The organism is Chitinophagales bacterium (assembly GCA_017303415.1).
Lineage (GTDB): Bacteria > Bacteroidota > Bacteroidia > Chitinophagales > Chitinophagaceae > SpSt-398.
The window spans coordinates 170284-184989 of the sequence record JAFLBJ010000001.1 but is presented as its reverse complement, the minus strand read 5'-3'; the positions used below and the strand labels follow the sequence as shown (position 1 = coordinate 184989).

The 14706-nt window shown below is 46.8% G+C and carries 6 protein-coding genes; 5 read left to right on the top strand and 1 reads right to left on the bottom strand.

Translation table 11 applies throughout. The features are described 5' to 3' along the window. Positions 1-6: 6 nt before the first annotated feature. From J0M30_00755 to J0M30_00740, 4 genes are all read left to right on the top strand, one after another. On the top strand, positions 7-1530 hold the full coding sequence (locus J0M30_00755; protein ID MBN8665998.1) for a RagB/SusD family nutrient uptake outer membrane protein: 1524 nt from the start codon (positions 7-9) through the stop codon (positions 1528-1530). Positions 1531-1718: 188 nt separating this feature from the next. Next, a complete protein-coding gene (locus J0M30_00750) occupies positions 1719-4952 on the top strand; it encodes a VCBS repeat-containing protein (GenBank protein MBN8665997.1) in 3234 nt (1077 codons plus the stop codon). Between the two features lie 110 nt (positions 4953-5062). Then, positions 5063-8266 (top strand): VCBS repeat-containing protein, encoded by a 3204-nt coding sequence (locus J0M30_00745; GenBank protein ID MBN8665996.1) that lies wholly within the window; start codon positions 5063-5065, stop codon positions 8264-8266. Continuing rightward, positions 8263-11577, top strand: coding sequence for a VCBS repeat-containing protein (locus tag J0M30_00740; GenBank protein MBN8665995.1), 3315 nt, complete (start codon positions 8263-8265; stop codon positions 11575-11577). Before J0M30_00745 ends, J0M30_00740 begins: the two co-directional genes overlap by 4 nt. Here the strand turns inward: J0M30_00740 and J0M30_00735 are convergent. Continuing rightward, positions 11570-12511, bottom strand: a complete 942-nt coding sequence (locus tag J0M30_00735; protein MBN8665994.1) for a hypothetical protein — start codon at positions 12509-12511, stop codon at positions 11570-11572. The two genes, J0M30_00740 and J0M30_00735, sit on opposite strands and share 8 nt — an antisense overlap. Positions 12512-12727: 216 nt before the next feature. Between J0M30_00735 and J0M30_00730 the strand changes: the two genes are divergently transcribed. Further along, on the top strand, positions 12728-14617 hold the full coding sequence (locus tag J0M30_00730) for a glycoside hydrolase family 65 protein (GenBank protein MBN8665993.1): 1890 nt from the start codon (positions 12728-12730) through the stop codon (positions 14615-14617). Positions 14618-14706: the final 89 nt, after the last annotated feature.

Here is a 14706-nt window from a genome sequence, read left to right as displayed (position 1 = left end):
TTGCATATGAAAATGAAAAATAAATTTATAATCACCTCCGTCCTGGCCCTGGGCCTGGCCAGCTGTAGTCAGCTGGAGGAGAAGCTTCAGGGAGACATCACTTTCGAAGATGCCCGTAAGAATGCGGATATCAGCAACCTTCTGAAAGGATGTTATAACTCCTTCCGTGGTCCCTTCCAGGATCAAACCGGTGTATTCTGTCTGCAAGATATGAGTACCGATGTCTGTATCGGACCTACCCGCGGTGGCGACTGGGACGATAACGGGGTTTGGCGCGTATTGCACCAGCAAACCTGGAATGCAGAGAACCAACGGATCCGGGAGAACTTCAACAACCTTTCGACGATCGTATTTAATACGACCAACCTGCTCAATTTCAATCCCTCGGATGCCATCAAAGCGGAAGCGCTGATGCTGCGTGCCTATGCCATGTTCTATATTCTTGATCTGTATGATCAGGTGCCGTTCCGCGACCCGGGCGAGAACCTGCTCAATCCTTCTCAGGTATTGAAAGGAACAGATGCATTGGATAAGATCATTGCTGATTTAAATACGGCTATTCCTAATCTGGGTAATGGACCCGCCAGCAAAGCCAACAAATGGGCAGCCAAGGCACTGTTAATGAAGTGCTACCTCAATAGAGGGGTTTACAGCAACAGGGCAACACCCACTTTTGCTGCTGCCGACATGACCCAGGTGATCACTTTGGGTAATGAGATCACTGCAAGTGGTCAGTTCTCACTGGCTCCATTCTTCAATAACTTTAAACCCAACAATACGCAGATTTCTCCTGAGTTGATCTTTGCCAATGAAAATACCGCTACCGAATCGGGTAACGTACGTTTCCACTGGCATGCCAGCCAGCACTACAACCAGAATCCTTCTGGCTGGAACGGATTTACCACCCTGGCAAGCTTCTACGATAAATTTGAGGCTTCCGATGTTCGTCGTGGTGATTCTGTGATCGGTTTCTCTGATCAAACAGGTATGCGTGTAGGTTTGCTGTATGGTCAGCAGTATGATAAAAACGGTAATAAGTTGAAGGATCGTTCAGGTAATGACCTGTTCTATTCCCGCGACATCAGCTCTATTGTAACCGGTAATGTGGAAACCCCTGGTATCCGCGTGGTGAAATATGTACCGGATATGAAGGCTGACTTCTCTTCCGATAAAGATGTGGCTGACAACGACATGGTGCTCCTGCGCTACGCCGATGTATTGCTGATGGTGGCTGAAGCCCAGTTCCGTTCGGGTAATACAGCAGGCGCCCTTGCCACTGTAAACACCGTACGGGCACAACGTGGAGCCTCCAACCTCGGCGCCTTAACGCTGGATATCCTTCTGGATGAAAGAGGACGTGAGCTCTATTGGGAAGCTTGGAGAAGGAATGATATGGTACGCTTTGGTAAATTCCTGGCTCCGTTTGGAACAACCAAACCAGGAACCTCAGATGCCAAATACCTGATATTCCCCATTCCGACTACTGCCATTGCCGGAAACCCCAACCTGACTCAAAACCCCGGTTACTAAGCGGGTATACCGTAATATTTGAATAATTTAGCGAAAGGTCATTGTCAACAATGACCTTTCGCTATTATTGAAATTTTTGTATTAACTTTTTTCATCTGATGATGCGGCGATTTTTGGGATGTTGTTACCTGGTGGGCATCTGGGCCTGTTCTGCTCCTTCAAAAGAAGTGGTGCCATTGTTTGAAGAAATGAAGCAAACCGGAATAGAGTTTGTTAATACGGTTATTGATGATAGCCTGGAGAACAGTTTTCTATTCCGAAATTTCTACAACGGTGGTGGCGTAGGTATTGGTGACATCAACAACGACAGTTTGCCCGACATATTCCTAACCTCCAATACCGGGGCGAATAAACTGTACCTCAACAAAGGCAATTTTCAATTTGAAGACATTTCGGAGAAAGCCGGCATACTACCCGATGACAAATGGAACACAGGTGTTTGCCTGGCAGATATCAATGCCGATGGATGGCTGGATATCTATGTCAGCACCTCCGGGCACATGGGTACCGGAGAGCGCAAGAACAAGCTTTATATCAACAACCACAATCTTCATTTCACTGAATCAGCTGACGAATATGGCCTGGGTATTTCCGCCTATACCACCCAGGTTTCTTTCTTTGATTATGACCTGGATGGGGATCTGGATTGTTTTATGATCAATAACAGCCCTATTCCGATCAATCAACTCAATTTTGCAAACCGCCGCGACCTGCCTGACAGTGCGTGGAAGATTGCGCCTTTTCTTCGCGGGGGAGGAGATCATCTTTACCGAAATGATAATGGTTATTTTAAGGAAGTTACCCGAGAGGCCGGTATCCATGGTGGCCTTATCAGTTTCGGACTTGGCGTTTCTGTAGGGGATATCAACAACGATGGGTATCCGGATGTGTTTGTATCCAACGACTCCTATGAACGCGATTATCTTTATATCAATCAGCGCGATGGTACATTTAAAGACGAACTCGAAGCATGGGTGCAACATACCAGTTTTTCCTCCATGGGGACGGATATAGGGGATATCAACAATGATGGCTATCCCGATCTCTTTACAACAGATATGTTGGCACTGGATGATTACCGCCTTAAGACCACCGGCTCTTTTGACAATATCAGCTTGTTCAACAGCAAACGGGATGCAGGATTCTATTATCAATACACTAAAAACTGTCTTCAATTAAATAACCGGCACGGCCAGTTTGTGGACATTGCCCGCTATGCCGGAGTGGTGGCTACAGACTGGAGTTGGGGTGCCCTGATGTTTGACATGGATAATGATGGCTGGAATGATATCCTGGTTTGTAATGGAGTGAACCGAGATGTGACAAACCTGGACTTCATGGATTTCTTTGCCAATGATGTTATCCAGAATATGGTGATGACAGGAAAAAAGGACGAGATCGAACAGGTGCTTAAAAAAATTCCCCAAACCCCCTTACCCAATAAAGTTTACCGTAACAATAAAGACCTTCGGTTTACTGATATAGGGAAAGAGTGGGGCCTGGACAAGCCGACACTTTCAAATGGTGCGGCTTATGGAGATCTTGACGGGGATGGTGACCTTGACCTTGTCATCAGTAATGAAAACCAACCGGCATTGATCTACCGAAACCGCTCAAGGGAACAAACGGCTTCCCATTATATTTCGGTGTCGCTGGAGGGTAACGGGAAGAATCGCTTTGCGATTGGGTCAAAGGTGCAGGTTTATGCCGGCGATCAGATATTGACTCGTGAACAGGTTCCCAGTCGCGGGTTTCAATCATCGATGGATAATGTACTGGTGGTTGGCTTAGGGGCTATCACCAGGATCGATTCGGTGATTATCACCTGGCCCGATCGAACCGTGAGCAAGGTTACCGCACCGGGGATCGATCAAACTCACTACTGGAAACAATCGGTTTTGCCTGCTGAGCCTTTTCGGGCATTTACACTTGCCACCTCCGACTCCCCATTTTTTACAGGGGTGGATACCACGTTGGATAGGCATCAGGAAAATGATTATGTCGATTTTTATAATGAAAGGGGCATCCCCCGCATTCTTTCGCGCGAAGGACCTGCCAGTTCAGTGGCTGACCTTAATGGAGATGGCCTGACCGATCTTTTTATCGGAGGGGCTTCCGGATTTACAGGAAATATTTATCTGCAAACAACGGACGGTAGATTCATAAAGAAAGAACAACCTGCCTTTGTCCCTTTTCGCGATTTCGAGGAGGTACACAGTATATTCTTTGATGCAGAAAAAGATGGCGATCAGGATTTACTTATCGCCCCGGGGGGCAACAATTTTTCGCCCAATAGTCGGGAGTTGGAATTGCGACTATACCGGAATGACGGAACCGGGCTCTTTACCCTGGATGCAGGGGCTATGCCTTCCTTAGGTATGAATGCAGGGGCTATGGCGGAGTACGACTTTACCGGTGATGGATTTCCCGATCTTTTTATTGGGGCAAGAAGTTATCCTGGTGAATATGGCCGTGACCCGCGTAGCCTCCTGTTGGTGAATGATGGAAAAGGAAAGTTTCTCAACAAATCCGAGGAACTCAACCCGGTTTTCTCAAAACTTGGAATGGTGACCAGTGCTATTTGGGCAGATATGACCGCTCACCCGGGAAAAGAACTGGTGGTAGTAGGGGAATGGATGACCCCCCGCATCTTTGAATACAGGTCTGGAAAAATGACTGAGGTTAAAACCAATCTGGAAGCATTGTCGGGCTGGTGGCAAACGGTAGGTGCGGAGGACTTTAATGGAGATGGCCGGCTTGATCTGGTGTTGGGAAATATTGGTGAAAATTTTTACCTGAGCCCGGATATCCAAAATCCCGCGAAGCTCTGGCGAAATGATTATGATGGAAATGAATATGCCAATACTTTATTGTCATACACTATTCATGGAAGGGATATGCCTGTATTCCTGAAGAATGACCTCCAGGATCAATTGCCTTCCATCAAAAAACAAAACCTCAAGCATAAAGATTATGCGGAGAAAAGTGTACAGGATCTTTTTTCAAAGGAACTGATACGCACGTCTTCAGTACGTCTTTTCAATTATCCTTCCTCCTGTATTGCTATCAACCTGGGAGATGGCCGTTTCGAGATTCGAAAGCTACCGGTAATGTCACAGTTATCCTGTATCAATGCCTTCTTACCCCTGGATGTGGATGGCAATGGCACCATGGATCTTGTGACCGGAGGAAATCAATTTGGGTTCCTTCCCCAATTTGAGAAACTGGATGCAAATTTTGGTGAGGTCCTGCTGAATGACGGCAAGGGAAATTTCACCTGGCAGGATGTTTCCCGAACAGGATTAACGATCCGAGGAGAGGTAAGAGCCATTTTTCCGATCGCAAAGCGTACCGGCCGTAGTGTCATTTTTGTACTGAATAATGACCGCCCTCTTCTATATAGTGTTCAATCAAGGAGATAAAACTGATATTTCGAGATTTATTTATGCGGCTTCAATCATTCTATATTTTGATCTTGTGCGTTGTGTTGGCCGGGTGTACTCCTTCCAAAACAGAGACCCTGTTTGAGGAAGTGGCGAACACCGGGATCGAGTTCAATAACCGGGTGACGGATACGGACAGCCTGAATATTGTCAATTACCGGAATTTTTACAATGGCGGTGGAGTAGCAACCGGTGATATTAATAACGATGGGCTGGTTGATATTTTTTTTACAGCGAACCAGGGCCCCAATAAATTATTTCTGAATAAAGGCAATTGGACCTTTGAGGACATTTCGGAAAGGGCTGGCTTTGGTCCGAAGCAACAGTATAGCACAGGCGTCGTCATGGCTGATATAAATGCAGATGGATGGTTGGATATTTTTGTGTGTAATGCGGGCAACATGCATGATTCCGGTCTTCGGAAAAATCAACTTTATATCAATGATCATCAACTGGGGTTTACCGAGCAGGCGGCAGCTTATGGGTTGGACCATGCTGGCTATACTACCCAGGTCAGCTTTTTTGATTATGATCTGGACGGTGATCTGGATTGTTTTCAAATTGATAACAGCCCGGTGGAGATCAGTGGCCTTGGGTATCCCCGTTTACGCAATTTGGAAGCACGCAAATGGTTAGTTGAAGAACGATTCAAGGGAGGAGGAGATCATCTTTATCGCAACGACAATGGAAAATTTATCGAAGTTACCCGCGAAGCCGGTATCCATGGAACCTTAATGAGTTTTGGGATGGGCGTATCAGTCGGTGATATCAATGGCGATCATTACCCTGATATTTTTGTGGCCAATGATTTCTTTGAGCGGGATTACCTATATATCAACCAGCAGGATGGAACCTTCAGCGATGAGTTGGTTGAGCGGATGCAACATACCAGCTATGCATCCATGGGCGCCGATATTGGCGATATCAATAACGATGGCAGGCCTGAGATATTCACTACCGATATGTTGCCTGCGGATGATTATCGGCTAAAGACCACGCTGCGGTTTGATAATATTGACCTGTATCGGCTCCGGTCAGACAATGACTTTTATCATCAATTTTTACAAAACACACTCCAGTTAAATGAGGGTAACGGATATTTCAAGGACATAGCCCATTTTAGCGGCGTGAGTGCGTCGGAATGGAGTTGGGGTGCTTTGATCTTTGATGCGGATAATGATGGATGGAATGACCTGTATGTGTGTAATGGAATTTTCAGGGATCTTACCAATCAGGATTTTCTCGACTTTGACGCGGATGAAATTCGCAGGCAATTGATCATGACCGGAAAGAAGGATATTCACAATCTTGTGGATCGCATTCCTTCTATTGCTGTACCCAATAAACTATTTCGCAATAAAGGAAATTTGAAGTTTGAAGACATAGGAGAACAATGGGGGTTTGATCAAAATTCTTTTTCCAATGGCGCTGCCTATGCCGATCTGGACAATGACGGAGACCTGGACCTGGTGGTAAATAATGTGAATGAGCCTGCGCTTGTGCTTCGAAACCGAAGCGAGAAGGGGAAGGGGCATTTTATCGGATTTAATCTTAAAGGTGTTGGAGCCAATCCTTTTGCAATAGGAACAAAGCTGACCTTGTATTGCGGGCAGGAACGCTTAATTCGGGAGTTGTACCCCAGCCGGGGGTTTCAATCTTCGGTGGAGTATCGCTTACTTTTTGGGTTGGGGGATCGTCAGGTGGATTCACTGGTGATCGAATGGCCCGACGGTAAGAAGGAGACAAGAACAAATTTAGCCCTGAATCAATATCATATTCTTTCACCCGCATCGCCATTAAATCGAATGGCGATTCATGTGGTGGGCTATAATTTTCTGATCCCGCAACAAGCCTCTGTTTTTCCTACGCATTTGGAAAATGATTTTACCGATTTCTATCGCGAACGCGCGATTCCGGTCATGCTTTCCAAACCAGGACCGGTTGGCGCGGCTGCAGATATCAATGGAGATGGGTGGGAAGATATTTACATAGGAGGGAGCACAGGCAATCCCGGGCAATTGTATTTGCAGCAAGCCAATGGATCATTTACACCACACCCCCAGTCAGCTTTATTGGCCTTTTCGGAATTTGAAGATGGGGCGGCCTTGTTTTTTGATGGAGATAAGGATGGCGATCCTGATCTGTTTATCGGGGCCGCTGGAAATACTGCTGTTCCCGGGAGCCGTGAATTGCAACACCGGTATTTTGTAAACGATGGAAAAGGAAATTTTACACTTTCTGCAAATTCTTTTCCTTTAAACGCCGATAATATTTCGGTAGCTGTGGCAAATGATATCGACAATGACGGCGATCTGGACCTGTTTGTTGGTGCCCGATGTGTTACCGGAGTATATGGCTATACGCCGCAAAGCCACCTTTATCTGAATGATGGTAGTGGGAAGTTTAACGAAGTAGCTGAAAAGGCCATGAATGGGTTAGGGCAGATCGGTATGGTAACGGATGCGGTTTGGGTAAATATTGACAACCGACCCGGCGACGAACTTGTCGTAGTGGGTGAATGGATGTCACCAGCTATCTATCACTGGGAAAATGGAAGCATGGTTAAAGTAAATTCCGACCTGGAACAATACCCGGGTTGGTGGCAAACGGTGAAAGCAGCCGATCTGGATGGGGATGGAAATCCGGACCTGGTATTGGGTAATTATGGTAAAAATTATTATCTGCGGCCCAGTTTAGCCGAACCGGTCAAATTATGGTTGAATGACTATGATGACAATGGAAGCGTAGATAAGGTGATCAGCCGAAGTGTTGGAGGACTGGATAAACCGGTATTCATGAAACATGAAATGGAAAGTGAGTTGCCTCTGTTAAAAAAGCAAAACCTTCGCAACAATGTCTATGCTTCCCGATCCATGAACGAACTTTTTTCGAAGGAAAAAGTTAGTAGCTCCAGGATACGCCAGGTAATAACTTCGGCTTCGGTTGTAGCCTGGGGAAATGGGAAAGGAAATTTTACGCTGACCGATCTGCCCGATCCTGCACAATTTTCCTCTGTTGCAGCGGTGTTGATCACCGACCTGAACAATGATCAACTGCCCGATCTGGTTTTAACCGGAAATGAATTTGATTTTCAACCTCAGTTGGGGCGTTTGGATGCCAGTGAAGGAACTGTATTGACAAATAAGGGGAAAAGACAGTGGCAGGCAGAGAAGTCGGATCTCGGGTTAAAAGGCATGGTACGTGAGGTCGTCAGTATTCGAAGGACAGGAAAGGAAACCTATTATTTATTTCTGGTTAATCAGGAAGCTCCACAATTGTTTGTAAAACGATGAGATTAAGTTGGTCATATTTGCTGGTGATCGGTGTACTGTTGTTCACTTCATGCAACCAAAAGAAGAGGGACAGTCCAGCCCCGTTTACGGTATTACATGCGGAGCAGACCGGTTTATCCTTTGCCAATAAACTCGTTCCTACCGATAGCATGAACATGTTTACTTACATGTATTTCTATAATGGCTCGGGTGTTGGTGCGGGAGATTTCAATCAGGATGGAAAGGTGGACCTTTTTTTCGCTTCCAACCAGGGAGACAATAAGCTCTATCTCAATGATGGCGATATGAAGTTCACAGACCATTCCAAAGCCGCTGGTATTCCCCAGGATGGTGGATGGTCAACCGGCGTATCAGTAGTAGACATCAATGATGATGGAATGCTGGATATCTATGTTTGCCGGGTGGGACGGTTTCAGGGTATGCGCAGTCATAACCAGTTGTTGGTATGTAAAACGATTCGTAACGGAGTGCCTGAATTTGAAGAAAGGGCCGCTATGTTTGGACTCGATTTTTCCGGCTTTAGTACACAAGCTGTCTTTTTTGATATGGACCGTGATAATGACCTGGATCTATTCTTATTAAATCATGCCGTACATCAGAATGGCTCATTTGCACCCCGGGAACAGTTTCTGGGTACTTATGATTCCCTTTCGGGTGACCGGCTGTTTAAAAATGAGAAGGGAAATTTTATGGATGTAACCAGGGAATCCGGGATCAATAGTTCCGCCATCGGGTACGGGTTGGGGGTAGTGGCATCGGACCTCAACAATGATGGATGGCCCGATCTGTATATTGGGAATGATTTTCATGAAAATGATTATCTCTATATCAACCAGGGAAATGGCCGTTTTCTGGAAGAGGGAGAAAAACGTCTTCGGCATACCAGTCAGTTTTCCATGGGGGTGGATGCCGCGGATATCAATCAGGATGGGTCACCGGAGATCATTTCAGCCGATATGCTTCCTTCCGACCCCTATATTCTGAAGCGTTCACTGGGAGAAGATGACTATGATGTTTTTTACCATAAAATAAGCGTGGGATACAGCTATCAATACACGCGGAATAATCTGCAATATAACCGGGGGAATGGGTATTTCAGCGAGATAGGTCTGTATGCCGGTGTTTATGCCACCGACTGGAGTTGGTCACCTCTCTGGATGGATTTTGATAATGATGGGCGGCGCGACCTCTTTGTTTCCAACGGCATACCCAAGCGGATGAATGATATCGACTATGTCAGTTTTGTTTCCAACAAACAGGTACAACAGGATTTGCACGAGGGAAAAACCCAGGAAGCCATTTCGCTGGCCAATCGTTTTCCAGAAATAAAGATATCCAACAATTTCTTTCATCAACAGCAGGACCTGCGTTTTGAAGACTGGTCAACATCGGTAGAAGGCAATGGGCCGAGTTATTCAAACGGGGCGATATATGCTGATCTGGACAATGATGGCGATCTGGATATTGTGGTCAGCAATATTGAAGACCCGGTACAGGTTTATCGTAACAATACGGATCAACCGGAAACCTCCGTGGACATTCAACTACAGGGCCCGACAGGAAATCGCCAGGCTATCGGGGCAAGGGTATTGGTTTATGCAGGAAAAGAATTGCGCAGCTATGAAAAATTTCCTGTTCATGGCTTTGCTTCCAGCATGGAGGTACCTCTCCAGATCGGGATTCGTCAAACCAGGATCGATTCAGTTTTGTTGATCTGGCCCAATGGAGGATATCAACCAATTCAGTGGGATAGCCTGGGAAAGACGATATCTGTGGCATTCTCTGATTCACTTCCGGTTTTTGCCTTCAACCGACTCGCAATAGGTGAGGATACAACCCTGATACCCTGGACCGATATTACCGCTCAATCCGGATTGAATCACTGGCATAAGGAGAACCCTTTTCCTGAATTCAACCGCGAGCCATTGCTGCCTCATCTTCTTTCTACGGAAGGTCCTGCTCTTGCGGTGGCTGACATCAATGGTGACGCGTTGGAGGACTTTTTCATTGGTGGTTCGAGACGAAATCCTGGGGCCGTTTACATTCAGGACGCGAAGGGACAGTTTAAGGCGTTACCACAATCAGCCTTATTGCTTGACAGTCTGTATGAAGATGTGGATGCGGTCTGGACAGATATAAACAGGGATGGTTTTCCGGATTTGATCGCGGCATCGGGAGGAAATGAATATTTTGGTCAGGATAAACATCTCCTGCCTCGTGTTTATATAAACAATGGAAAAGGAAACCTGACCCGAATGCCTGATGCGATTCAGGGAATTTATACCACCCAGTCTTGCATAGCGGCCAGCGATTTCAATGGGGATGGTTATATGGATCTCTTTTTAGGTGGGCGTACCATTCCCTGGGAATATGGGGATATCCCTCATTCTTATTTATTGCAAAATGATGGGAAGGGGCGATTTGTGGATGTAACCACAAAATATATAGATACCTCCCGTTTATACGGAATGGTTACCGATGTGGAATGGGTGGATTGGGATAATGACGGGCAGAACGATATCATACTCTCTTATGAATGGGGTGGAGTGAAGGCTTTTCTCTTTAAAAAGGACCGGTTTGAGGAACGTATATTGACCGATCGTAAGGGCTGGTGGAACTCTCTGTATGTAGATGATCTGGATGGCGATCAGGATCTTGATCTTCTTGTCGGCAACCTGGGATTGAACAGCCGTCTGACTGCCAGCCGGGAAGAACCTGTGCGACTATATTACAGCGATTTTGATGGTAATGGTAAACGAGAACAGGTATTGACCTATTACCTGGCAGGACGAGAATTACCATTTGCCAATAAGGATGAATTGGAAAGACAGATACCCCTGCTCAAAAAGAAATATCTCTATGCGGAGGATTTTGCCAAAGCAGGCCTCAATGATCTTTTCCCTCCTGAAAAAAGGAAAAAGGGCTTAACCTGGGAGGCGGATTATTTTTCCAATGCCGTCCTGATCAATGAGCAGGGAAGGGAAACCCGATTGGAGGCCTTGCCCTGGCAGGCGCAATGGACCCCCGTACGGGCAGCTGGTGTTTTTTATACGAAAGATTCAGCCAATAAACGCTACTTTATTACCGGTAACTACGAAGGAAACAATATTCAGATGGGACGTTATGATGCAGGCATGGGGGCCGTTTTGGCGCGGGGAGCGAATGGTCTTTGGAATTCGGGGCCTCTTAGGGGGATGGATATTCCTTATCAGGTCAGACAGATAAGAAAAATCCACATAGGGGCGGAACAAAAGGAAGCAATGCTTTTGGCGGTCAATGATGGCCCGTTGAAACTTTATTCGATCAGATGACCGGATAGAAAAGTTTTGTTTTCCACTGTGACGTGTCAGTAACCTGTTGTCGGTTTGTGATCATGGATTGAAAGGGGATGGCAATGGATGTATGGTGGCGATCAATGATGAAAAGTTCCATTTGTCGTTGTGCTTCCCGGATTCGACCAGGGCCTCCGTTTACTTCGGTAGTAAGAATATGTCCTCCTTTTAGCATCCACTTGGTATAAAAAGGAGGTTCATCCGGTAATTTGGAAGCAATTGGTATTCCGACCTGCACCCGAAATGTGTCCGTGCCCGATGCAGTGATATTTAACATTGGTGATGCAATGGCATCCGTCTTCTTTTTAGCCAGATGGTCCTGTATCGCCTGAACAAGTTGATAAACTTCATCGGTAGAAGGGGAATGGTTGAGCGTTCGGCTTGTTGAGACCAGGTATTCGATCTGTACATTTTCGAGACGAATATCAAAACCATAGATATTCTTCTCATCGGATAAGAAACGGGTTAAAGCAGTGAGACGTGTTTCAAAGCTCTTTTTCAATTCAGCTGATTTGCGGAAGATTTTCCAGCGGGCAATTGGATTGGCAGCAGCCGTTAGGGTCGCCTTCCATTCCAGCAGTAATTTGCCGGTGGTATCTTCCGAGAATTGCAGCAGGCTTTCAGCATGGGTGGAATGCTCCATCCTGTCAAAACGAAACAGGTTGTCATAGGTTTTGAAGAGGACCAGCCAATGATCACCTTCTTTCAGGAGCAGGCTGCCATCTGGTTTTCTTTCAGTTTCACCGGGCCACCAGGAACTCCAGGTTTCTGGCTGACCAAGAAAACGAACCATGCCGACATAGCTTTTATCCAATGGTACAGCTACACGAACTGATTGACGGGCAGGCAAAAGAAAACCGGAGAGAAAGGCCAGCAGGAGAAGGGCCACAATTGCGATGATCCATTTTTTCATGTGAAAGATGCTTGTTTAAGCAGCAAGAAGGTAAAATTATCTATAAATTTCATTCATACCGTTTCTAAAAGCTTTAATACGATTGCTATGCGAAAATATCATTTCCTCCTGCTCCTTTCCCTTCTGTGTTTAACTGTCTTTTCCCAGGATCCCTGGAAATTAAGATCCGATATTAAACCCGGAATGGAATACTATGGCGTTACCGTCGCCAATGGCATGATCGGGATCGTTTCTTCTCCCGAGCCATTTAAAGTTAAAGATGTGGTACTGGCCGGTGCCTATGACCTGTATGGCCGGGGGCGGGTGAGCAATTTCCTGCGGAGTTTCAACCTCCTCAATATGTACCTGGATATTGATGGCATGCGCATCGATGGAAAGAATGTGCAGGGCATGGAGCAGCAACTCGATATGAAGGAAGCAGCTTTTCGCACCCGGTTTGAGGTGGGGGATAAGGCTACGGTAGAATACACCTATTATTCCCTCCGCCACCTGCCCTATACGGTGTTGATGGATGTGGAGATCAAAGCTAAAAAGGATATGACCATTGGCGGGGCCAGTGTAATGGAAGCACCCGATGCCTTAAGGGATGTTGAGAATTATTACAATGAGATCGATCGCCCCCATGTGGTCATCAGCCTGCTTACCTCCACCGCTAAAAGTCCTACCGGCAAACTGCAAATGTGCGCCTCCAATACCTTTCTTTTCTCCGAAGAACATGGACATGAACCCCGGGTGATCCATGAAATGTGGGACAACAATATGCATCTGATGAAGTTTTCGCGCAAATTAAAGGCCGGAGAGACCTATCGGTTTTCCATTGCGGGTTCTTCCATCACCAGTGCCCATCACGATGATCCGCTCAATGAAGCCGAACGACTCACCATCTATGCCAAACTGGAAGGCCGTGACCGCTTACTTGCTTTTCATAAAAAGGAATGGGAAAAACTCTGGAGCAGTGATATCCGCATTGAAGGAGATGCCCAGGCCCAGCAAGACATACACAGCATGCTCTATCATCTCTATTCTTTTGTGCGGGAGGGAACGGCATTGTCTCCTTCGCCCATGGGGTTGAGCGGACTTGGCTATAATGGCCATGTATTTTGGGATACCGAATTGTGGATGTACCCTGCCTTGCTGGTGATGCATCCAGGATTGGCAAAGAGCATGATCGAATATCGTTATCAGCGACTGGAGGCAGCCAAACGAAATGCCTTCTCCAAAGGATTCAAAGGAGCGATGTATCCCTGGGAGAGTGCCGCTTCGGGTGTAGAGGAAACGCCGGTCTGGGCCTTGAGCGGTCCCTTTGAACATCATATCACTGCTGATGTGGCGATCGCGGCCTGGAATTACTATTGCGTGACCCAGGATAAGGATTGGTTACGTGAAAAAGGATGGCCTATGTTATCGGCCACCGCTGATTTTTGGGCAAGCCGGGTAGAGCGAAATGGCCCCGGGCATTTTGATATAAAAAATGTAGTGGCCGCCGATGAGTGGGCCGAGAACGTGGACAATAATGCTTTTACCAATGCCGCTGCCAAAGCCAACCTGCAATATGCCACCCAGGCCGCCCGGTTATTGGGGCTTACCCCGGATCCTGACTGGGAGTATGTGGCCCGAAATATCCCGATTTTAAAAATGGAGAACGGGGTGACCCGCGAACATGCCACCTATAAAGGAGAAGGCATCAAACAGGCCGACGTGAACCTGCTTTCTTACCCATTGAAGGAGATCACCGATCCGACCCAGATAAAAAAAGACCTGGAATATTACGAAACCAGGGTTCCTGATGCGGGGACCCCGGCCATGACACAGGCTGTTTTCACTACCCTGTATGCCCGGCTGGGGAATGGGGAAAAAGCCTACCATTGGTTCAAGGATGCCTATTTGCCCAACCTGAACCCACCCTTCCGGGTGGTGGCGGAGACCAAGGGAGGGACCAACCCCTATTTTGCCACCGGGGCCGGGGGCATTTTGCAGAGTGTCATCATGGGCTTTGGGGGAGTGGATATTACCCCTAATGGACTGGGGAAGGTAAAGTCGGTGTTGCCCCCTCATTGGAAATCGCTGGAAATCAGGGTGGAGGGGAAGGTTATGAGTGGAAAATAGATTTTACCGCGAAGAACGAGAGGAAGCGGAGTTTCGCAGAGGAGGTTTTTAACAATTAACTCTTGGCGTTGCGTTCCGCCATTGCGCCC